Below are 20,308 nucleotides of genomic sequence, written 5' to 3'. Positions count from 1 at the left end.
TCGCGCCCCTGCCATAGTCCCGCCGCAATTCCCGGTGATTCAGGGCCTTTGCGAGTGATGGGAGAGGGTGTCTCTGCCGATGAGCGATGTGGACAGAATCGACGCGCGCCTGGCGGTGCTGCGCGACGCCGGCGGGCCCCAGGTGGAGCCGAACGCCGAGCGCCGCCCTGTGCGCGACCTGGTGGTGAGCAAGCTCTGGCTGTGGCGCAAGATCGGCTTGATGCTGGGGGTGATGATCACCCTGCTGATCGCCGCGACCTCGCTGTCGCCAATCCCGACCGACCGCTACATGGTCGGTGGACTCGACAAGATCTATCAGGCGCTCGCCTTTGCCGCGCTGGTGTTTCCGCTGATCCTGACCGATGCGCGGCGTTGGAAATGGGTGGTGCCGCTGGCGGTGGCCTATGGCGGCGTGATCGAGTTGATCCAGCCGACGATCGGGCGCCACGCCGAATGGCTGGACTGGGGCGCCGATGTCACAGGTGTTCTGATGGGCGCCGCGCTGGCCGAACTGCTGCATGACCGCCTGCGCGACCGGTTCTTTGCCGATAGCCGCGACGCAAGCGACAGCGCCGAGGACGAAGCCCAGCGCCTGGAGGCGATGCGCGCCGAGATGATGGACGACCTGCGCCAGGCCCTGCGCGAGGAACTGTCGTCGATCACCCGCATCGACGCGGCGACGGCGCAGCACCCTGTCCCGGACAGCCGGGACGAGCCCGCGCCCGATCCCGGCGCCAACCTGCGCCCCGACGCGCCGCCGGTGGTGCGGCACTGACCCCCGGATCGGCGCTCGGATCGGCCCTCAGTCGCGCAGCCGGAACCGCTGGATCTTGCCGGTCTGGGTCTTTGGCAAGGCCTCGGTAAACACCACCCTGCGCGGGTATTTGTAGGGCGCGATCGTCGATTTGACGTGGTCTTGCAATTGCTTGACCAGGGCCTCGTCGCCGCTGTGACCCTCGACCAGCACGACATGGGCCTCGACGATCTGGCCCCGTTCGGGATCGGCCGTGCCGATCACCGCGCATTCCAGAACCGCGGGATGCTTGAGCAGCGCGGCCTCGACCTCGGGGCCGGCGATGTTGTAGCCGGCCGAGATGATCATGTCGTCCGACCGCGCGGCAAAGTGGAAATAGCCCTTGTCGTCACGCCAGAAACTGTCGCCCGTCAGGTTCCAGCCGTCGCGCACATAGATCTGCTGGCGTTCGGGATCGGCCATGTAGCGGCACCCCGTCGGGCCGCGCACGGCCAGTCGGCCGACCTCGCCGTCGGCCAGGTCTTGCATGTCCTCGCCGACGATCCGCGCCTCGTAGCCGGTGACGGGCCGGCCGGTGCAGGCCGGGAAACTGTCGCCGAAGCGGTTGGTCAGGAAGATGTGCAGCATCTCGGTCGCGCCGATGCCGTCCAGCATGGGTTTGCCGGTCTTTTGCATCCACTCCTCGTAGACCGGCCCGGGCAGGGTTTCCCCCGCGCTGACCGCTGCCCGCAACGAGGTCAGGTCGGCGCCCTCGTCCATGGCTTTCAGCATGACGCGGTAAGCCGTCGGCGCGGTGAAGCAGACCGTCGCGCGATGCTTCTGGATGATGTCGATCATGTTGGGCGGCGAGGCGTTCTCCAGCAGCACCGCCGTCGCGCCAAAGCGCAACGGAAAGACCGCCAGCCCGCCCAGGCCAAAGGTGAAAGCCAGCGGCGGCGAGCCGACGAAGACGTCGTCGGGGGTGACCCCCAGAACCTCGCGCGCATAGCCGTCGGCGATGATCAGGATGTCGCGGTGAAAATGCATCGTCGCCTTGGGCGCGCCCGTGGTGCCGCTGGTGAAGCCCAACAGCGCCACGTCGTCGCGGCCCGTCGCAACCGCGTTGAAGCGCACCGGCTTCGACAGCGCCACCCGGTCCAGCTCGGCGTCGTGGTTCGCCGTTCCGTCAAAGCCGACCACGGTTTTCAGGAACCGCGACTCCTTGGCGCAGGCGACCAGTTCCTCCATCAGGCGGGTGTCGCACAGCGCGTGGCTGATCTCGGCCTTGTCCACGATCGCCGCCAGTTCGCCCGCGCGCAGCATCGGCATGGTGTTCACCACCACCGCCCCCGCCTTGGTCGCGGCCAGCCAGCAGGCCACCATCGCCGGGTTGTTGGCCGAACGGATCAACACGCGGTTGCCGGGCTTGACGCCATAGTCCTCGACCAGCGCGTGGGCGATGCGGTTCGACCAGTCGGCGAGTTCCTTGTAAGTGCGCGCCCGGCCGTTGCCGATCAGCGCGGTATGGTCGCCAAAGCCCTGCTCGACCAGACGGTCCGTCAGTTCGACGGCGCAGTTCAGTCGTTCGGGATACTCAAATCCGCCCAACCGGATCTCGGGCCACAGCGCGGCCGGAGGCAGGTTGTCGCGGGTGAAACTGTCGGTGTGTGCGCTGGGTCCCAGCATCGTCATCTCCCTGAAGTCACGGTCTTTTCGCCGTCGTTTTCATGTTCCTTCGGTGTCGCCGGTCAGTCCGGGATCACCGCCGTTGCCTCGATCTCGACCTTGGCGCGGTCCTCGACCAGGGCGACCACCTGCACCAGCGCCATCGCCGGGAAATTCCGGCCCAGGTGTTTGCGATAGACCCGCCCCAGATCCTTGAGACTGTCCAGATAGGCGCGCTTGTCGGTGACATACCACGTCATCCGGGTCAGATGCTCGGGCCCGGCGCCGGCCTCGGCCAGAACCGCGACGATATTGGCCAGCGTCTGATCGACCTGGCCCAGGAAATCGTCGGTTTCGAACTCCTGCGCGGCGTTCCAGCCGATCAGCCCCCCCAGGAAGACCATCCGCCCCCGCGCGGCGACGCCGTTCGCGTAGCCCGGCGTGGCTTTCCAGGTCTTCGGATGAAGGATCTCGTGTGCACTCATGTCGCTGCTCCCAATACTTGACGCGCGATGACCACGCGCTGAACGTCGCTTGCCCCTTCATAGATCCGCAAGGCGCGGATCTCGCGATAGAGGCTCTCGACCATGAAACCCTTGCGCACGCCGTCGCCGCCAAACAGTTGCACGGCGGAATCGATGACCTTCTGGGCGGTCTCGGTCGCGTGCAGCTTGGCCATCGCCGCCTCGCGGGTGATGCGCGGCGCGCCGGTGTCGCGGGTCCAGGCCGCGCGGTAGATCAACAGGGCCGAGGCATCGACCCCCAAGGCCATGTCGGCGATATGGCCCTGCACCATCTGCAACTCGGACAAGGGCGCGCCCTGCACCTTGCGCGCCTGGACCCGCGCCAGCGCCTCGTCCAGCGCGCGGCGGGCAAATCCCAGCGCGGCCGCCCCGACCGAGGGGCGGAACACGTCGAGCACGGCCATCGCCTGCGCGAACCCGCGCCCGGCGGTGCCGATCAGCGCGTCCTCGGGCAGAACCGCGTCGGTCAGCCGGAAATGCGCCAGCGGGTGCGGCGCGATCACCTCGATGCGGTCCACGATCTCGAAGCCGGGTGTGTCGGCGGGCAACAGAAAGGCCGACAGGCCCTTTGCGCCGGGGGCCTCGCCGGTGCGGGCAAAGACCACATAGAGATCGGCGATCCCCCCGTTCGAGATATAGGTCTTCTCGCCGTTGAGCCGCCAGCCGCCTGCGACCTTTTCGGCGGTCATCGTCGTCGCCGCCACGTCCGAGCCCGACCCGGGCTCGGTCAGCGCAAAGGCCGAAACGGCCGCCCCGGCGCGGGTGCGCTCCAGCCAGGCGCGTTGCGCCGGCGTGCCGAACAGGCTGATCGTGCCCATGCCCAGCCCCTGCATGGCAAAGGCGAAATCCGCCAGCCCGTCATGCCGGGCCAGGGTCTCGCGGCTGAGGCACAGCATCCGCAGATCGAAGGCCTCGCCCGCGTCCGTGCCGGTGGGCTTCAACCAGCCCGCGCGGCCCATGTCCGCGACCAGCGCCTTGCAGGCGCCGTCCACATCCGTGTGATCCACGGGCAGATTGCGCGCGCACCACGCATCCAGCGCCGCCGCCCAGTCGCGGTGGCGCGCCTCGAAAAAGGGCCAGTTCAGATAGGACCGATCCGCCATTCACCTTGTCTCCCAATACGCACCGGGGGGTTCTCAGGGGGGCGCGTGCGTCCCCCTGAGCGGGGGGTGCGGGGGGCTGGCCCCCCGCCACCCGCTCAATTCCCCTCGAACACCGGCGTCTGTTTCGCCACAAAGGCATGATAGGCGCGCGCAAAGTCCTGTGTCTTCATGCAGATCGCCTGCGCCTGCGCCTCGGCCTCGATCGCCTGCTCCAGACCCATCGACCATTCGTGGCTCAGCTGCGTCTTGGTCATCATATGCGCGAAATTGGGCCCCGCGGCGATCTTGCGGGCCAGGTCCATGGCGGCGGCTTCCAGCGCGTCGGCCGCGTGCAGCGCGTTCCAGAATCCCCAGGCGTGGCCCTCCTGCGCGCCCATCGACCGCCCGGTATAGAGCAGCTCGGCCGCCCGACCCTGGCCGATGATCCGCGGCAGGATTGCGCAGGCGCCCATGTCGGCGCCGGCCAGCCCGACGCGCGTGAACAGGAAGGCGCATTTCGCCTGGGGCGTCGCCAGCCTGAGGTCCGAGGCCATCGCCAGGATCGCGCCCGCGCCCGCGCAGACACCATCGACGGCGGCGATCACCGGCTTGCCGCAGGCGATCATGGCCTTGACCAGGTCGCCGGTCATGCGGGTAAAGGCCAGCAGCTCGGGCATTTCCATCGCCACCAGCGGGCCGATGATCTCGTGCACATCACCGCCCGAGCAGAAGTTCCCGCCGTTCGACGCCAGAACCACCACATCGACATCCGTCGCGTAGACCAGCGCGCGGAACGTGTCGCGCAGTTCGGCATAGCTGTCGAACGTCAGCGGGTTCTTGCGCTCGGGCCGGTTCAGCCGGATCGTGGCGATGCGGTCGGTGACCTGCCACGCGAAATGCTGGGGTTTGAGATCGGCAAGTTGGGTCATCGCGGGTCCTGTCATCGGTCGGTATCGGGAAGCGCGCGCATCAGGATGCCGCGCAACTGGTCCAGATCTTCGGCGGTCAACCCGCCGAGAAGCGTGTCGAGTTTCGCCTCGTGGCCCTTGGCCATCGCCTCGAACGCGGCGATGCCGCCTTCGGTCAGGGCCACGTGGATCGTGCGTCGGTCGCCGGGGGCCGGGGTGCGGGTCGCCAGCCCGTCCTTTTCCAGCCGGTCCACGACGGCGGTCGCGTTGCCGTTCGACACCAGCAGCATCCGCGACAGCTCGGACATGGTGACATCCTCGCGGCGTCGATACAGCGCGGCCATCACGTCGAAGCGGGGCAGGGTCGTGTCGTGTTCGGTGCGCAGGAAATCGCGCAGGTCGCTTTCCACGCTGCGGGTCAGCCTGAGCAGCCGAATCCAGGTTTTCAGCCGGCGTTTCGACAGCGGGCGCGTGTCCGAGGGGGTGGTCGGGGCCGCGGATGCGGCGGGCAGATGGGCGGCGGGCATGGTCAGACCTCTCCTCCGGCGATGGCGATGGCTTGACCATTGATGCCTTCCGCGCCCTCGGCGCACAACCACAACGCGGCGGCCGTGACCTCGCGCGGCTGGATCAGCCGCTTCTGCGGGTTGGTCGCGGCCAGGGCGGCGCGGGCCTCGGCCTCGGTTTTCCCTGTCTTTTCCATGATGTTCGCGACCGAACGGTCGGTCATCTCGGTGTCCAGGAACCCCGGGCACAGCGCGTTCGCCGTGACCTGGCCGCGCGCTACTTCCAGCGCCAGGCTGCGAATCATGCCGACGACGCCGTGCTTGGCCGCCGCGTAGGGCGCGACATAGCCATAGCCCTTCAGCCCCGCGGTCGAGGCCACGGCGATCAGTCGGCCCCAGCCGCTGAATTGCCTCAACCCCTCGCGCAGGGTCAGGAAGGTGCCGGTCAGGTTGACCGCCAGCATCGCGTTCCAGTCCGCCAGCGAGGTCCTGGCCATCGGCGCCGAGGTCGAGGCCCCGGCGTTGGCGATCACCACGTCCACCGCGCCGGCCTGGGCAAACAGCGCGGCCACCTGGGCCTCGTCGGTGACGTCGCAGGTCAGCGCGCGCGCCCCGGGCAGGGTGTCGGCCACGGCCTCAAGGGGCGCCAGACGGCGCCCCGCGATCACCACGTCGGCCCCGGCGGCATGGAAGCCGCGCGCCAGGTCGGCGCCGACACCCGTGCCGCCGCCGGTAATCAGCACGCGCTTGCCGGACAGCGTGGTCATACGCGAATGGCCTCGGCCTGCCGCTCGGCCAGACGGAACAACAGGTCGCGCCCGCCCTTGTAGGGCGCAGGCCACTCGGTCGCGGTGTCGCCCTGGGCAACGGCGGCGTGCAGCGTCCAGTAGGGATCGGCCAGATGCGCGCGTGCCAGGCAGACCAGATCGGCCCGGCCCGCCATGAGGATGCCGTTCACCTGGTCCCAGTCGCTGATGTTGCCGACCGTCATCGTGGGGATGCCGGCCTCGTTGCGGATGCGGTCGCTGAACGGCGTCTGGAACATCCGGCCATAGATCGGCGCCTCGGCCGGGTCGGTCTGACCCGAGGACACGTCGATGATGTCGGCGCCGGCCGCGTGGAAGGCGCGGGCGATCTCGACCGCTTCCTCGGGCGTCACGCCGCCGTCGATCCAGTCATGGGCCGAAATCCGCACCGCCATCGGTTTCGACGTCGGCCAGGCCGCGCGCATCGCGGTGAACACCTCGAGCGGATAGCGCATCCGGTTTTCCAGACTGCCGCCATACGTGTCCTCGCGCCGGTTGGTCACGGGCGAAATGAAGGTCGCCAGCAAATAGCCGTGCGCGCCGTGCATCTCGATCATGTCGGCGCCCGCGCGGTCGGCCATCTGGGCGGCCGCGACGAAGTCGGCCTTGACCCGGTCCATGTCGGCGCGGGTCATCGCGCGCGGGGTCTGGCTGTCCTTGCGATACGGGATGGCCGAGGCCGCGATCAGATCCCAGTTGCCCGCGGGCAGGGGCGCGTCGATGCCGCCGCCCCAGGGCACGCAGGTCGAACCCTTGCGCCCGGCATGGCCGATCTGGATGCACAGCTTGGCCGAGGTCTCGGCATGGATGAAGTCGGCAAGCCGCTTCCAGGCTGCCTCGTGTTCGGGGGCATAGAGACCCGGGCACCCGGGGGTGATCCGGCCATCCGCCGACACGCAGGTCATTTCGGTGTAGATCAGCCCCGCGCCGCCCTTTGCGCGTTCGGCGTAATGGGTGAAATGCCAGTCGGTGGGCGTGCCATCGACCGCCTTGTATTGCGCCATCGGGGACATGACGATGCGGTTCTTCAGCGTCATGTCGCGCAGCGTATAGGGCTGGAACATGGGGCGGCGCCCCTCGGTGCCGCCGGCCTGGCGCGCGAACCAGGCTTCGGCGCCCTCCAGCCATTCGGGATCGCGCAGGCGCAGGTTCTCGTGGCTGATGCGCTGCGAGCGGGTCAGCAGCGAATAGGCAAAGCGGGTCGGGTCCATGTCGAGGTAACGCTCGACTTCCTCGAACCATTCCAGCGAGTTGCGTGCCGCCGATTGCAGCCGCAACACCTCAAGCCGGCGTTCCTCCTGGTAGCGGCGGAAGGCCTGCTCCATCGTCGGTTCCGAATGCAGGTAATCGGCCAGCGCGATCGCGCTGTCAAAGGCCAGGCGGCTGCCCGAACCGATCGAGAAATGCCCCGTCGCCGCCGAATCGCCGATCAGCACGACGTTCTCGTGATACCACTTCTCGCAGATGACGCGCGGGAACTGCATCCAAACCGCCGAACCGCGCAGGTGCGCCGCGTTCGACATCAGGTCGTTGCCGCCCAGGTGCTTTTCAAAGATCTTGCGGCAGGTTTCGACGATCTCTTCCTTCGTCATCGCCTCGAATCCCAGGCGATCCCAGGTGTCGGGCAGGCATTCGACGATGAAGGTCGCGGTATCGGCGTCGAACTGGTAGACATGCGCCCAGATCCAGCCGTGTTCCGTCTTTTCGAAGATGAAGGTGAAGGCGTCGTCGAACTTCTGATGGGTGCCCAACCAGATGAACTTGCACTTGCGCACGTCGATGTCGGGCTTGAAATCGCTCTCGTATTCCTTGCGCACCAACGAGTTGATGCCGTCGGCGCCGACCACCAGGTCATAATCCTTGCGATAGTCCTCGGCGGCCTTGAATTCGGTTTCGAACCGCAGATCGACGCCCAGCTCGCGCGCCCGCGCCTGCAACAGGATCAACATCTGCTTGCGGCCGATCCCGGCGAACCCGTGCCCGCCCGAGACGATGCGCTGGCCCTTGTGGATCGTCGCGATGTCGTCCCAATAGGCAAAATGATCGCGGATCGCGTCGGTCGATTTGGGGTCGTTCTTCTGCATCCGCGACAGCGCGTCGTCGGACAGCACCACCCCCCAGCCAAAGGTGTCGTTGGCGCGGTTGCGTTCCAGCACCGTCACCTCGTGCGCGGGGTCGCGCAGTTTCATCGAGATTGCGAAATAAAGACCAGCGGGGCCGCCGCCGAGGCACAGAATTTTCATGTTGGGCACTCCTCGTGTCCCGGGCAGCGTGGCATTTCGAATTTCAAATTTCAAGCTTAAAATTATTGTCCCATTCCGCGTGCATCTTTGGCGGCCCGATCAGCGCAGCGGCGGCAGGGTGCCCAGAACGACCGGCCCCATCCTCAGATCGCCGTCTACCACGGCCAGCGGCACCGCGATTGTCGCGCCGCCCTCGCCAGTGGCCATCGCGCCCAGCATCCCGGCCAGGGTGGTCTGGTTCTCGGGGGTCAGCAGGCCCTGCGCGCGCGCCAGGTCCAGGAGCCTGCGCCAGCCGGTGACGGTCAGCGTCACGTCGCCCGAAAGCCGACCCTCGGCATCGGGCGTCAGGCGCCCGGCGGCGACGATGTCAACCCCGTCCCAGGCGACCCGGGCGCCGGTCAGCGTCAGGCGGGACAGGCGCGGCTCGGCGCCGTCGAACAGGTGGCGGTCCAGCGGGCGGTCGAACGCGACCTCGGCGTCCAGCCGCAGCACGTCGAAGCGGCGCGGCCACAGGCCCTGCGGGTCCATCCGGTCCATCATCGCGGTGTCAGGATAGACCGTTTCGGCCAGCGCGGCGATCTCGTGGATCGCGGGTCCGATTCGCCGGCTGGCCAGGCGCAGGCTGTCGAACCGGTTGTTCGCCGCGCCCACCAGCAGGTCCAGTCCCTGACCGACCAGCGTCACCCGATCGAGCGGCAGGTCCAGCGTCGCGTCCATCGCCATCGAGGCGCGCAAGTCCTCGCTGTGCAGGCTGGCCTCGGTTCCGTTGACGCGCAGCGCCTGATCGTGCGCAAAGACGGCAATCAGCCGGTTGGGCTGATAGGACAGCGCCATGATCTGCACAAAGGGCGCCGTCCAGGTTACCCCGTCCACCGCCACTCGGGGCTCGTTGAAGGTCACGTCAAAGCGGTTCGGAAACCCGCCAATGCTGTGCGAACCGGCGCTGACCTCGGGCACATGCGCCAGCCCGGCGCGGATCGCGCGGTCCAGCGCCTGCTGTCCGATCACCCAATACCCGCACCATGCCAGGGTTGCCAGAACCGCCAGCACCGTCAGAGCCCTGAGAGCGCGCATGCCCGACTCCGTTGTCTTTGTTCCCCGGGCTGTTTACATGCCCCTGCGGCGCGGGGCCAGTCCCGCCGCGCGGCCGGGTTCGGAGAACTGTCATGCAACCGCTGTGGGTCTTTGGCTATGGATCGCTGGTGTGGAACCCGGGGTTCGCCTGGACCTCGCGACGGCTGGCCCGGCTGGACGGGTTCCGCCGGTCGTTCTGCATGTTGTCCATCCACCATCGCGGGACCGAGGCCCAGCCGGGCCTGGTGCTGGCGCTCGATGCCGCCGAAGGTGCCGAATGCCACGGCGTGGCCTTTGAAATCGCCGCCGAGATCGCCGACGAGACGCTGGAATACCTGCGCGCGCGCGAGCTGATCTCGGCCGCCTATCTGGAACAGGTGCGCCCCCTGCGGTTGGACGACGGGCGCGAGGTTCTGGCGGTGGTCTATGTGATCGACCGCGCCCATGACCAGTATTGCGGCGGCATGGCGCTGGAGGATCAGGCGCAGCGCATCGCCCGCGCGGTCGGCGGGCGCGGGCCGAATTGCGAGTACTTGCATCAGACCGCCGCGCATCTGGCGGCGCTGGGCCTGCCCGACCCTGAGCTGGAATGGCTGTCGGATCGCGTGAAGGTGTTGAAGGGCGTGTAGTTCCTTGTTGGCAAACAGGGGCAATACCCCTAGATTTTGTGTCAGCAAGAACCGGGTGCACGGATGGCGAAGCAGTTGAGAGCAGGCACGCTGGGGCCGATCGGTCGTGTCCAGTTCACACCGCCGTTGCGCCAGTTGACCTTGATGCTGCTGTCCCTGGCGCTGGTCGGTGCGGGCGTCGCGCTGGCCTATCCCCGCATTTCGGGCATCTTCCTGGCCAATATCTCGCTCAACGGGTTCATCGCGCTGATCTTCGTGATCGGCGTGCTGGCGACCTTCTGGCAGATCGGGCAGTTGTTCAGTTCGGTGCGCTGGGTCGGCGGATTCGTCGCGCAGACGCCGGGCCACCAGATCACCATTGCGCCGCGCTTGCTGGCGCCGCTGGCATCGCTGCTCAGGGCGCACGGCACCTCCAGCCATATCTCGGCCAGTTCGACCCGGTCGATTCTGGAATCGGTCGGCACCCGCATCGAGGAAGAGCGCGATATCACGCGCTATCTGGTCAACCTGCTGATCCTGCTGGGGCTTCTGGGCACGTTCTACGGACTCGCGACCTCGGTTCCGGCGGTGGTGGAAACGATCCGCTCGCTGGCACCGCAAGAGGGCGAAACCGCGCTGTCGGGGTTCGGCCGCCTGATGACCGGGCTCGAGGCCCAGATGGGCGGCATGGGCACGGCGTTCAGTTCGTCCCTGCTGGGTCTGGCCGGGTCGCTGGTGGTCGGATTGCTCGAACTCTTTGCGACCCAGGCGCAGAACCGGTTCTACCGCGAGCTCGAGGAATGGCTGTCCTCGATCACCCGCCTCGGCTCGGCGCTGGGCGACGGCGAGGGCGGCGGCCAGATGGCGGCCATGGTCGAGGTGCTGGATACCCTGGCCGACCAGATGCTCGCCTTGCAGGACCTTCAGGCCCGCGCCGAGGCCGGTCGCGGTGAGCGTGACGCGGCCCTGGGCAGCCTTGCCAATGCGGTCGAGCGGTTGGCCCAGCAGACCCACAGCGCCGCCGGCGCCGAGGCCGCGCTGGCACGGCTGGCCGAGGGGCAGGAGCGGCTGATCGCCTTGCTGTCCGGCCCCGACGCGGAACCCCATGTCGAGGCCGAAACCCGACTTCGCCTGCGCTCCATGGATGTGCAACTGGTTCGCATCCTTGAGGAATTGTCCGCCGGGCGGCAGGAATCCATGGCCGATCTGCGCAGCGATCTGGCGGTTCTGACGCAGGCGGTGCGACACCTGAACCGGCAGCCACCGCCCCAGGTCAGCGCCGAGGACGGCTACTGATGGGGCTCTCGCGGCGCGGCGGCAACCGATTTTCGGCATCGATCTGGCCGGGATTCGTCGATGCCATGTCGGCGCTGCTGCTGGTGCTGATGTTCGTGCTGTCGATTTTCATGATCGTGCAGTCGGTGCTGCGCGAACAGATCACCACGCAAGACCACGAACTGGAAGGGTTGACGCAGCAGGTCGCCAGCCTGACCGATGCGCTGGGCCTGTCGCGCGGCCGTGTCGCCACGCTCGAAGGGCAGGTGACGGGGCTGAACGCCGACCTCGACAGCCTGCGCGCCACGACGCGCCAGCAAGAGGCCGCGCTGGCCGCGCTGGGCCGCGACCTGGCGGCGCGCAACGCCGATCTTCAGGACGCGCGCACCCGGATCACGGCGTTCGAGGCTCAGGTCGCCGCGCTGATCGCCGAACGCTCGGATCTGGGCGCGCGTCTGGCCGAGACCGAATCCCGCCGCGACGCGCTGCTCAGCGAATCCGAGGCGCTGAACGCGGCGCTGGCCCGGGCGCGCGACGAAATCGACGCCCAGGCCGAGGCCGCGCGGCTGGCCGCCGCCCAGCGCGAGGCTGTCGAGGCCGCGCTGGCCGAGATGCGCGGGCGCGCGCAGACCGCCGAGGCCTCGTTGACCGACATGCTGGCGCGGCTGACCGAGACGACGCAGGCGCGCGACGCGGCGCTGGCGGCGGTGACGCAGACCCGGCAGGCGCTGGATCTGGCGCGCGCCGAGGCCCAGACCACCCGCCAGCGTCTGGCCGAGACCGAGGCCGCGCGCGCGGCCGCGCTGGCCGAACTGGCGACGCAAACCGCGGCCCAGCAGGCACGCATCGCGGCCTTGAGCGCGCAACTCTCGGACAGTGAACTGGCCCGGCAGCAGGCGCTGGCCCGGCTCGCGGCGCTGGACGATGAAACCCGCGCGCGCATCGCCGAACTTGAGCAATCGCTGTCGGCGGCCGAGGTCGCGCGCCAGCAGGCGCTGGCGGATCTGGCCCAACTGGACGCCACCACGCGCGCGCGGATCGCGGACCTGGCGACGCAGCTCAGCGATGCGCAGGTGGCCCGCCAGCAGGCGCTGGCGGATCTGGCGTCGCTGGACGATCAGACCCGCGCCCGGATCGCCGAATTGCAGGCCCGACTGACCGACGAACAGGCCGCGCGCCAGCAGGCCCTGGCGCAGCTTGCGTCGCTGGATGCCGAAACGCGCGCGCGGCTGGCGGACCTTGAATCCCGGCTGAACGACGAACAATTGGCGCGGCAACAGGCCCTGGCGCAGCTGGCCGCGCTGGATGACACGACACGGGCGCGAATCGCGGAACTGGAGGGGCAGCTCAGCGATGAACAGGCGGCGCGGCAGGCGCTGTTGGCGCGGGCCAGCACGTTCGATGGAGCATTGTCGGAAGCGGAACGCCAGCGTCTGGCCGAAGCCGCCGCGGCCGAGGCCCTGCGCCAGCGCCTGGCGGGGATGCAGACCGCGCTCGATGCCGCCGAACGCGAGCGCCTGGCGCAGGCCGCCGCCGCGCAGGCCCTGCGCGAGCGGTTGCAGAATTCCGACGCCGAACTGACCGCGATGACGCTGGCGCTGGAGGCGCAGCGCGCCCGCGCCGAGGAAACGCTGACGCTGCTGGCCGCCGCGCAGGCGGCGCGCGACGACGCCCAGGGGCAGGCGGATCGCCAGGCCACCGAATCGGAAACGCGCCGCGCCCTGCTGCAACTGGCGCAACAGCAACTGGCCGACGCGCAGGAGGCCTCGACCGAAGAACAGCGGCGGCTGGCCCTGCTGAACGAACAGGTCGCGCAGTTGCAGCGGCAGGTCGCCGGGTTGCAGGACCTGCTGGGCGAATCGCGCACCCGCGAGGCCGAGGCGAACACCCAGATCGAATCGCTGGGGTCCGATCTGAACGCGGCCCTTGCGCGGGTCGCGGCCGAGGAACGCCGCCGCGCCGAACTGGAAGAGGCCGAGCGCCGCCGGCTGGAGGCCGAGACCGAACAACTGGCGCGCTACCGCTCCGAATTCTTCGGCCAGATGCGCGAGATCCTGTCGGGCCGCGACGGGGTGCAGGTTGTGGGGGACCGCTTCGTCTTTTCGTCGGAGGTGCTGTTCGAGCCGGGCTCGGCCGATCTGTCGGCCGCAGGCCAGGCGCAGATCCGCAGCATCGGCGCGGCGCTGCTGGAAATTGCGCGGGAAATCCCGCCGGCGATCGACTGGATCCTGCGCGTGGACGGGCACACCGACGACGCGCCGATCCGGCCCGGCGGGCGCTACGCCTCGAACTGGGAACTGAGCCAGGCGCGGGCGCTGTCGGTGGTGCTGTTCCTCATCAACGACCTGGGCTTTCCGCCGGAACGGCTGGCGGCCACCGGGTTCGGGGAATATCGGCCGGTGGTGCCGGGATCCTCGCCCGCGGCGCGCGCGCAGAACCGCCGGATCGAGCTGAAGCTGACCGAACGCTGAGGAAAAAAAGGGGGGCGTTGCCCCCCTCGGCCTGACGGCCTCACCCCCCAGGATATTTGCGGCACAAAGAAGGGGCGGCCGGCCCGCGGGTGGCGCGCACCCCTCGAGTCAAGCTGTGCGCGATCTGGCGGGTTTCAGAACGCCTCGGGCCGGGCCTCGCGCGCCATGTGGTCGAGGACCGCGTTCACGAATTTCGATTCGCGCCCCTCAGGGAAAAAGGCCTGCGCGAGTTGCACGTATTCGGTGATGACGACCCGCGGCGGCGTGGCGGTTTCCACCAGTTCCGCCCCGGCCGCGCGGAACAGCGCGCGCAGCGTCGGGTCGATTCGCGCGATCGGCCATTTCGCGACCAGCGCGCGGTCGGTCATCTGGTCGATCGTCGCCTGCTGATCGACGGCCTTGTCCAAGAGCGTGCGGAACAGCGCCAGATCGGCCTCGACCCAGGTTTCCTCGTCGCCCTCGGCGCCGATCCGATAGGTTTCGAACTCGGCGCGGACCTTGTCCACGGTCTGGCCCGAGCTTTCCATCTGGAACAGCGCCTGCACCGCGTAGAAGCGTGCGGCCGAGCGCAGCGCGCGTTTGGCGTCGGTGCTGCCGCTCATGCCCGGTCGCCCCCTTGTGCAAGCTGGATGGTCTGGTCGCCGGCCGGGCGGAAGCCCACGTTGCCCCGCGCGCCGCCCCAGCGCCGTTGCAGCGCGATCAGGTGCAGCGCCGCCGCCGCCGCGCCGCCGCCCTTGTTCTGATCGGCGGGATCGGCGCGGACCGCGGCCTGGTCGTAGGTTTCCACCGTCAGGATGCCGTTGCCCAGGCACGCGCCTTGCAGCCCCAGCAGCGTCAGGCCGCGCGAGCTGTCGTTGCAGACCGTGTCGTAATGAGTGGTCTCGCCGCGGATCACGCAACCCAGCGCCACGAACCCGTCGAAATTGGCCATGCGCCAGGCCTGGCCGATGGCGGCGGGAACCTCGAGCGCGCCGGGAACCTCGATCAGCTCCCAGGTCGCGCCGGCCTGTTCGAGCGTGGCCTTGGCCCCGGCGATCAGGTTGTCGGCGATGTCGCGATAATAAGGGGCGACGACGATCAGGACCTTGACGAGTTTGTCAAAGGCGGGAAGGGGCAGGGAATAGTGGCTGGCTCCGGCCATGGGATCACTCCTTGGGGATGGGGCGGGTGCCGGCGATGGCCAGCCCGTAGGCGTCCAGGCCCACGACGCGCGGGGTGGGCGAGTTCGTCACCAGCGTGATGCGGTGCAAGCCCAGCGCCGCCAGGATCTGCGCGCCCAGGCCGTATTGGCGCAGGATGCGGGGCGCGCCGTGTTCATCGAGATCGAGCTTCATCTGCGTGTCGCGCAAGAGCACCACGACGCCGCGCCCCTCGGCCGCGATCAGCTTCATCGCGCCCTTGAGGTCCCCCGCGTGGCCCGCGCCGATGCCCAGAACGTCCTCGAGCGGGTTCATCGCGTGCATCCGCACCAGCACCGGCGCGTCCGTGGTCAGGTCGCCCATCGCCAGGACGATGTGTTCCGCGCCCTGGGTCTGGTCGGTGAAGACCCGCAGCGACCAGTCGCCGCCATGCACCGACGTCACCGCACGCTGGGCACTTTCGCGCACCAGGTTGTCGTGGCGGCGGCGATAGGCGATCAGGTCGCTGATCGTGCCGATCTTGAGATTGTGCTTTTGCGCAAAGGCCACCAGGTCGGGCAGGCGCGCCATCTCGCCGTCGTCCTTCATGATCTCGCAGATCACACCCGAGGCGTTGAGCCCGGCCAGCCGCGCGATGTCCACCGCGGCCTCGGTATGGCCGGCGCGCACCAGCACGCCGCCCTCGCGCGCGCGCAGCGGGAAGATGTGCCCGGGCGTGGCGATGTCGGCGCCGGTCTTGGACGGGTCGATGGCGACGGCGACGGTGCGGGCGCGGTCATAGGCGGAAATGCCGGTGGTCACGCCCTCGCGCGCCTCGATCGAAACGGTAAAGGCGGTCTCGTGACGCGAGGCGTTGTTGGTGGACATCAGCGGCAGGCCCAGCGCGTCGATCCGGTGCCCGGGCAGCGACAGGCAGATCAGCCCGCGACCGTGGGTCGCCATGAAGTTGATCGCCTCGGGCGTGGCCATCTGCGCGGGGATCACCAGATCGCCCTCGTTCTCGCGGTCCTCGTGGTCCACCAGCACGAACATGCGTCCGTTGCGGGCCTCGTCGATGATCTCCTCGATCGTCGAGATTGCGTCGCGCCAGTTCTCTTCGACCGGGCCGGGCTTTTCGTAATCCATGGCGGACTCCTGTTCCTGTGGGGAGCAGATAGCGCATGGCTCGCGCCTGTGAAAGGGGGAGGGGGGCGCCATTCCCGCGCGGCCCACAGGCGGAACGTTGCCGGCGGCCCCGGCGGGGCGGCTGGACAGAACCGGGCCAGCGTGCCACACACGGCGCGAAAAACCCGTCATGCCCTTGAGACGCAACGCCTTTCATGCAGACCTGGACCATCGCCGCCTATCATCTGTGCACCTATGCCTGGGCGCTGGCCTATGCGGCGATCATCTATCGCGGTTTCAAGGATCAAACCTATGGGATGCCCATCGTCGCGCTGGCGCTGAACCTGGCGTGGGAGCTGGTCTTTGCCCTGGCGATCCCGCCCTATGGCAGCGCGGACGCCACGCTGATCCCCCATGGCGGGCTCAAGGCGCAGGTCATCTTCCTGATCTGGGCGGTGCTGGACGCGATCATCCTGTATACCTATTTCCGCTTTGGATACAAAGAATTCGCGCGAATATACGGGTTGAGCCGGGGGCAGTGGCTGGCGTTCACGGCGGGGTTGCTGATCTTCTCGGGCTGCGTGATGTATACCGGCGGGCAGTTCTTTCGACAGTTCGACGTCTATTTCCACCGCGACCAGATCGAGGCCGCCAAGCTGATCGCCTTCGGGCAGAACGCGATCATGTCGATCTCGTTCCTGGCGATGTTCTTCGCGCGCGGCACCACCGACGGGCAAAGCTTCACCATCGCCTGGGCAAAGTGGATCGGCACATCGGTCACCGGCGGCGTGGTCTACCTGCTCACACGGGGCACCGAGGGCGCCTTTGTCGCCAGTTTCATCGTCACCGTGTTCGTCTGTGACGTTCTCTACATGGTGCTGATCTACCGCGCCCTGAGGCGGCAGGGGATCAATCCCTGGACGCGGTTCTAGCGGCGCCCCGGTCGGCGCGGATCGGGTCCGCAAGCAACCTGAGCCCGTTCATCACCACCAGAAGCGTGCCCCCCTCGTGGCCGAGCACGGCCAGCGGCAGGGGCAGTTCCCAGATCAGCCCGGCGGTGACCAGAATCGCCATCGCCCCCAGCGCGAAGGCCAGGTTCTGGCGGATCACGCGGGCGGTGCGGCGGGCCAGCCGATGCGCCGCGGCGAGGCGGGTCATGTCGTCGGACAGAAGCGCGACGTCGGCTGCCTGAAGCGCCACCTCGGACCCGGCCGCGCCCATCGCGATGCCGACATCGGCGCGCGCCAACGCGGCCGCGTCGTTCACGCCGTCACCGACAAAGGCGACCTTGCCGTCGCGGGCCAGGTCGGCCACCAGACGGACCTTGTCGCCGGGCAGCAGGTCGGCGTGGATCTCGTCCTCGGTCAGGCCCAGTTCGGCGCCGATTCGCAGCGCCACCGCGCGCCGGTCGCCCGTCATCATCGCCCGCCGGGCCACGCCCGAGGATCGCAGCGCCGCCAGCCCGGCCCGGGCGCTGTCGCGCGGGCGGTCGGCGACCGTCACCGCCCCCAGCAGCCGTGATCCGCGCCCCAGCAACACCAGCGTCTGGGCCCCCTCGGCCAGGGCCGGCGGGTGGGCAAGTCCGGCGCCCTGACGCGTCGCCATCCGCGCGTTTCCGGCCCACAGCGCACCCTCGGGGTCACGCCCCTCGATCCCTTCGCTGGGGGTCGTGTGGACCTCGGTCACCTCAATCGGGGTCAGCGCGCGTCGCAGGGCCTCGGCGCGGACGGCCAGCCCGATCGGGTGCTCGGACTGGGCCTCGATCCCGGCCAGCAGACGCAGCACCGCGTCGGGGTCGCCCTCGGCCGCCCACAGGCCCGTCACCTCGGCCTTGCCGGTGGTCAGCGTGCCGGTCTTGTCAAAGGCAAAGGCCCGCACCTCGGCCAGGGTTTCCAGCGCCGCGCCCCCCTTGAACAGCACGCCGCCGCGGGCCGCCGCGCCCAGGGCCGACAGGATCGCCGCCGGAACCGAGATCACCACCGCGCAGGGGCTGGCCGCGACCAGCAGCGTCGCCGCCCTGTAAAGCGCGTCGTTCCAGCCCCAGCCCAGCGCCAGAAACCCGGCCAGTGCCAGCCCCGCGCCGATCAGCACCAGCAGCGTGTAGCGTTGGCCGAACCAATCGCTGAAACGCTCGGACGGGGCCTTGGCGGCCTGGGCCTCGGTCACCAGGGCGATCATCCGGGCGACGGTCGAATCGGCCATCGCGCGCGTCACGGTGACCTGCAACACGCCGTTCAGGTTCACCGTCGCCTCGAACACCGGCGCGCCGGCGGCCTTGTGCACGGGCATCGATTCGCCGGTGATCGTGCTTTCGTCGAGCGACCCGTCGCCCGAGGCGATCACCCCGTCCACCGGCACCCGCGCCCCGGGGCGCAGCACCACCGTGTCGCCCGCGCTCAAGGTCGCGACGGGAACCTCGACGACGCCGTCGGCGGTGACCAGAAAGGCGGTCTCGGGGCGCAGCGCCATCAGCGCCTCGACCGCGCGGCGGGCCCGGCCCATGGCGCGGTCTTCCAGCGTGTTCGAGATCGAGAACAGCGCCAGCAGCACCGCCCCCTCCAGCGCCGCGCCGACCGCCAGCGCGGCCAGCGCGGCGGTGACCATCAACAGGTCGATGTCCAGAATGCGGCGCGTGCGCAATTCGCGCAGCGCCGTCAGCGCCGCCGGGACCCCACCCGCCAGATAGGCCAGCGCCAGGCCCGGCCCCTCGATCATCGCGCTGTCCAGCGCCCAGCGGCCCAGCGCCGCCAGACCCAGCCCCGCCACGGTCGCCGCGGTTAGCGCAAGCCCTGGATCAAATCGCATTCCGACCTCCGGCGATCCCGTCGTCAGACTAGACGCGGATCGCGCCGGGGAACAGGTCAGAGTGGCCGGTCGATGCTGTCATAGACGGCCTGCAACTCTTGCAGGCGACGGGCATAGGACTCGCGGATGCAGGCGACATCAGCGCCACAGGCCATGCGCCCTTGCAGCCAGGCGCGCTGGTCGTCCATCATCGCGCCGCGCCGACCCATGCCGAACAATCCGCTCAGCAGGTGCAACGTGGTGACCATCTGCACATCGGCATCGTTGAGATCGCGGTTGTTGCAGATCGCCAGTTCGTTGGGCGTCAGCGTGGGCAGGGTGCAGTCGAAACTGGCGGCGCCGGCAGCGGCCGGCGCAAGGGCAAGGATCAGGGCAAAGACGGGGGCAGGGCGCATGTCGCAGGCTCCGGTGGTGCGGCGGGGACGGGTTCCAGTCTACACCCCGCGCCGCCCTGTGGAAACGTCGCACGCGCGCCCTGCCGAGACCCGGGTTCAAGGCCGCCCCGGCCGGACCCGGCGCCGGGCACCCCCAGTCGGCGGATTTCCGGTCGGCGGATTTCCGGTCGAGGGCGCGCGCAGGGCAAGAATTGCCAAGTTTTCCACAAGAAAAAGACCTTTACAGGGTTTCGCGCATCGTCCACCATATCTAGTAAGAGAGGCCAGATATTGACGCTCTCTTCGCCGTAACCCACAGTGATAGTGGGGCGGCCCCGTTGAGGCTCGAACAGAGAAAGCCGGGATATGCCCCTCGTCGAGGACCACCTGCTGACCGCCGAGATCCATCCGATCGACATCGTCGAGACCCTGGCCGAATTTCGCGCCTGGGATTTCGACCGTGTCGCGGACGACCAGATCGCCATGTCGGTCGAAGGGCAGTGGCGAAGCTATTCGCTGACGCTCGCCTGGTCCGGCGCGGACGAGACCCTGCGCCTGATCTGCACCTACGACATGGAACCCCCGACCGACCGCATGGCCGAGGTTTACGAAATCCTCAACCTGGCCAACGATCTGGTCTGGTCGGGCGGCTTCACCTACTGGGCGCAGCAGAACCTGATGGTCTGGCGCTACGGCCTGTTGTTGAGCGGTGCGCAGATCGCCGCGCCCGAACAGATCGACCAGATGATTCAAGCCGCCGTCGCCGCGTGCGAACGCTTCTACCCGGCCTTTCAACTGGTCGCCTGGGCCGACCGGGCCCCGGACGAGGCCCTGAAGCTGGCCATCGCGCAGGCCTACGGGCGCGCCTGACCTCCTTGGCGCCCGCGCCGCGCGGCAGCCACCCGAGTCCAAAAATCCGGACCCCCAAAATCCGCGGCAAGGGGCCCTTTCGCTTGCCGCGACCCGCCGCTAGGCTCTGACCAAACGGAAA

Annotated in this window: 19 protein-coding genes; 6 read left to right on the top strand and 13 right to left on the bottom strand. The window is 68.7% G+C overall.

Annotated features, from left to right (window positions below; translation table 11 throughout):
* Positions 1-79 precede the first annotated feature (79 nt).
* Positions 80-775: a VanZ family protein gene (locus H6900_15680; GenBank protein ID MCC0074722.1), complete on the top strand. Its 696-nt coding sequence runs from the start codon at positions 80-82 to the stop codon at positions 773-775.
* A 27-nt stretch (positions 776-802) separates the two neighbouring features.
* On the opposite strand, the gene H6900_15675 is transcribed toward H6900_15680, so the two are convergent.
* The 8 genes from H6900_15675 to H6900_15640 form a co-directional block, all read right to left on the bottom strand.
* A complete protein-coding gene (locus H6900_15675; protein MCC0074721.1) occupies positions 803-2,419 on the bottom strand; it encodes a benzoate-CoA ligase family protein in 1,617 nt (538 codons plus the stop codon).
* 62 nt (positions 2,420-2,481) lie between these two features.
* Positions 2,482-2,883 carry a RidA family protein gene (locus H6900_15670; protein ID MCC0074720.1) on the bottom strand — a complete coding sequence of 134 codons (402 nt, stop codon included), beginning with the start codon at positions 2,881-2,883 and terminating at the stop codon, positions 2,482-2,484.
* The gene (locus tag H6900_15665; protein MCC0074719.1) at positions 2,880-4,025 is read right to left on the bottom strand and encodes an acyl-CoA dehydrogenase family protein; all 1,146 of its coding nucleotides are present in this window, start codon (positions 4,023-4,025) and stop codon (positions 2,880-2,882) included. Before H6900_15665 ends, H6900_15670 begins: the two co-directional genes overlap by 4 nt.
* 95 nt (positions 4,026-4,120) lie before the next feature.
* Positions 4,121-4,933 (bottom strand): enoyl-CoA hydratase family protein, encoded by an 813-nt coding sequence (locus H6900_15660; protein ID MCC0074718.1) that lies wholly within the window; start codon positions 4,931-4,933, stop codon positions 4,121-4,123.
* An 11-nt stretch (positions 4,934-4,944) separates the two neighbouring features.
* A complete protein-coding gene (locus H6900_15655) occupies positions 4,945-5,439 on the bottom strand; it encodes a MarR family transcriptional regulator (GenBank protein ID MCC0074717.1) in 495 nt (164 codons plus the stop codon).
* Positions 5,440-5,441: 2 nt separating this feature from the next.
* Entirely contained in the window at positions 5,442-6,185 is a 744-nt protein-coding gene (locus H6900_15650) for an SDR family oxidoreductase (GenBank protein MCC0074716.1), read from the bottom strand.
* On the bottom strand, positions 6,182-8,467 hold the full coding sequence (locus tag H6900_15645) for a bifunctional salicylyl-CoA 5-hydroxylase/oxidoreductase (protein ID MCC0074715.1): 2,286 nt from the start codon (positions 8,465-8,467) through the stop codon (positions 6,182-6,184). Before H6900_15645 ends, H6900_15650 begins: the two co-directional genes overlap by 4 nt.
* A gap of 99 nt (positions 8,468-8,566) precedes the next feature.
* Positions 8,567-9,541, bottom strand: coding sequence for a DUF2125 domain-containing protein (locus tag H6900_15640; GenBank protein ID MCC0074714.1), 975 nt, complete (start codon positions 9,539-9,541; stop codon positions 8,567-8,569).
* Positions 9,542-9,633: 92 nt separating this feature from the next.
* On the opposite strand from H6900_15640, the gene H6900_15635 reads away from it, so the two are divergent.
* From H6900_15635 to H6900_15625, 3 genes are all read left to right on the top strand, one after another.
* Positions 9,634-10,170 carry a gamma-glutamylcyclotransferase gene (locus tag H6900_15635; protein MCC0074713.1) on the top strand — a complete coding sequence of 179 codons (537 nt, stop codon included), beginning with the start codon at positions 9,634-9,636 and terminating at the stop codon, positions 10,168-10,170.
* 63 nt (positions 10,171-10,233) lie between these two features.
* Positions 10,234-11,445 carry a biopolymer transporter ExbB gene (locus H6900_15630; protein ID MCC0074712.1) on the top strand — a complete coding sequence of 404 codons (1,212 nt, stop codon included), beginning with the start codon at positions 10,234-10,236 and terminating at the stop codon, positions 11,443-11,445.
* On the top strand, positions 11,445-13,895 hold the full coding sequence (locus H6900_15625) for a peptidoglycan -binding protein (protein ID MCC0074711.1): 2,451 nt from the start codon (positions 11,445-11,447) through the stop codon (positions 13,893-13,895). The genes H6900_15630 and H6900_15625 overlap by 1 nt, the downstream gene beginning before the upstream one ends.
* A 134-nt stretch (positions 13,896-14,029) precedes the next feature.
* Here the strand turns inward: H6900_15625 and nusB are convergent, their stop codons facing one another.
* The 3 genes from nusB to ribB are packed head-to-tail and all read right to left on the bottom strand — an operon-like array spanning position 14,030 to position 16,159.
* The gene (nusB, locus tag H6900_15620; protein MCC0074710.1) at positions 14,030-14,497 is read right to left on the bottom strand and encodes a transcription antitermination factor NusB; all 468 of its coding nucleotides are present in this window, start codon (positions 14,495-14,497) and stop codon (positions 14,030-14,032) included.
* Positions 14,494-15,036: a 6,7-dimethyl-8-ribityllumazine synthase gene (locus H6900_15615; protein ID MCC0074709.1), complete on the bottom strand. Its 543-nt coding sequence runs from the start codon at positions 15,034-15,036 to the stop codon at positions 14,494-14,496. Before H6900_15615 ends, nusB begins: the two co-directional genes overlap by 4 nt.
* Positions 15,037-15,040: 4 nt before the next feature.
* Complete coding sequence (gene ribB, locus H6900_15610; GenBank protein MCC0074708.1) at positions 15,041-16,159, bottom strand: 3,4-dihydroxy-2-butanone-4-phosphate synthase; 1,119 nt, start codon at positions 16,157-16,159, stop codon at positions 15,041-15,043.
* Between the two features lie 194 nt (positions 16,160-16,353).
* Here ribB and H6900_15605 point away from each other — a divergent pair, with 194 nt between their 5' ends.
* Positions 16,354-17,070 carry a hypothetical protein gene (locus H6900_15605; protein MCC0074707.1) on the top strand — a complete coding sequence of 239 codons (717 nt, stop codon included), beginning with the start codon at positions 16,354-16,356 and terminating at the stop codon, positions 17,068-17,070.
* On the opposite strand, the gene cadA is transcribed toward H6900_15605, so the two are convergent.
* The gene (cadA, locus tag H6900_15600) at positions 17,048-18,943 is read right to left on the bottom strand and encodes a cadmium-translocating P-type ATPase (GenBank protein ID MCC0074706.1); all 1,896 of its coding nucleotides are present in this window, start codon (positions 18,941-18,943) and stop codon (positions 17,048-17,050) included. The genes H6900_15605 and cadA overlap by 23 nt on opposite strands.
* Before the next feature lie 56 nt (positions 18,944-18,999).
* A complete protein-coding gene (locus tag H6900_15595) occupies positions 19,000-19,338 on the bottom strand; it encodes a hypothetical protein (protein MCC0074705.1) in 339 nt (112 codons plus the stop codon).
* A gap of 345 nt (positions 19,339-19,683) precedes the next feature.
* Between H6900_15595 and H6900_15590 the strand changes: the two genes are divergently transcribed.
* A complete protein-coding gene (locus tag H6900_15590; GenBank protein MCC0074704.1) occupies positions 19,684-20,187 on the top strand; it encodes a YbjN domain-containing protein in 504 nt (167 codons plus the stop codon).
* Positions 20,188-20,308 lie beyond the last annotated feature (121 nt).

The organism is Rhodobacter sp. (assembly GCA_020637515.1).
GTDB lineage: Bacteria > Pseudomonadota > Alphaproteobacteria > Rhodobacterales > Rhodobacteraceae > Pararhodobacter.
Note: the sequence above shows the minus strand (reverse complement) of the source record. Positions and strands in the feature narration are given on the sequence as shown.

Excerpts from the sequence above, each read along its gene's own strand:
- H6900_15680 (MCC0074722.1), top strand. The coding sequence starts at position 80 with ATGAGCGATGTGGACAGAATCGACGCGCGCCTGGCGGTGCTGCGCGAC.
- H6900_15675 (MCC0074721.1), bottom strand. The coding sequence starts at position 2,419 with ATGCTGGGACCCAGCGCACACACCGACAGTTTCACCCGCGACAACCTG.
- H6900_15670 (MCC0074720.1), bottom strand. The coding sequence starts at position 2,883 with ATGAGTGCACACGAGATCCTTCATCCGAAGACCTGGAAAGCCACGCCG.
- H6900_15665 (MCC0074719.1), bottom strand. The coding sequence starts at position 4,025 with ATGGCGGATCGGTCCTATCTGAACTGGCCCTTTTTCGAGGCGCGCCAC.
- H6900_15660 (MCC0074718.1), bottom strand. The coding sequence starts at position 4,933 with ATGACCCAACTTGCCGATCTCAAACCCCAGCATTTCGCGTGGCAGGTC.
- H6900_15655 (MCC0074717.1), bottom strand. The coding sequence starts at position 5,439 with ATGCCCGCCGCCCATCTGCCCGCCGCATCCGCGGCCCCGACCACCCCC.
- H6900_15650 (MCC0074716.1), bottom strand. The coding sequence starts at position 6,185 with ATGACCACGCTGTCCGGCAAGCGCGTGCTGATTACCGGCGGCGGCACG.
- H6900_15645 (MCC0074715.1), bottom strand. The coding sequence starts at position 8,467 with ATGAAAATTCTGTGCCTCGGCGGCGGCCCCGCTGGTCTTTATTTCGCA.
- H6900_15640 (MCC0074714.1), bottom strand. The coding sequence starts at position 9,541 with ATGCGCGCTCTCAGGGCTCTGACGGTGCTGGCGGTTCTGGCAACCCTG.
- H6900_15635 (MCC0074713.1), top strand. The coding sequence starts at position 9,634 with ATGCAACCGCTGTGGGTCTTTGGCTATGGATCGCTGGTGTGGAACCCG.
- H6900_15630 (MCC0074712.1), top strand. The coding sequence starts at position 10,234 with ATGGCGAAGCAGTTGAGAGCAGGCACGCTGGGGCCGATCGGTCGTGTC.
- H6900_15625 (MCC0074711.1), top strand. The coding sequence starts at position 11,445 with ATGGGGCTCTCGCGGCGCGGCGGCAACCGATTTTCGGCATCGATCTGG.
- nusB (MCC0074710.1), bottom strand. The coding sequence starts at position 14,497 with ATGAGCGGCAGCACCGACGCCAAACGCGCGCTGCGCTCGGCCGCACGC.
- H6900_15615 (MCC0074709.1), bottom strand. The coding sequence starts at position 15,036 with ATGGCCGGAGCCAGCCACTATTCCCTGCCCCTTCCCGCCTTTGACAAA.
- ribB (MCC0074708.1), bottom strand. The coding sequence starts at position 16,159 with ATGGATTACGAAAAGCCCGGCCCGGTCGAAGAGAACTGGCGCGACGCA.
- H6900_15605 (MCC0074707.1), top strand. The coding sequence starts at position 16,354 with ATGCAGACCTGGACCATCGCCGCCTATCATCTGTGCACCTATGCCTGG.
- cadA (MCC0074706.1), bottom strand. The coding sequence starts at position 18,943 with ATGCGATTTGATCCAGGGCTTGCGCTAACCGCGGCGACCGTGGCGGGG.
- H6900_15595 (MCC0074705.1), bottom strand. The coding sequence starts at position 19,338 with ATGCGCCCTGCCCCCGTCTTTGCCCTGATCCTTGCCCTTGCGCCGGCC.
- H6900_15590 (MCC0074704.1), top strand. The coding sequence starts at position 19,684 with ATGCCCCTCGTCGAGGACCACCTGCTGACCGCCGAGATCCATCCGATC.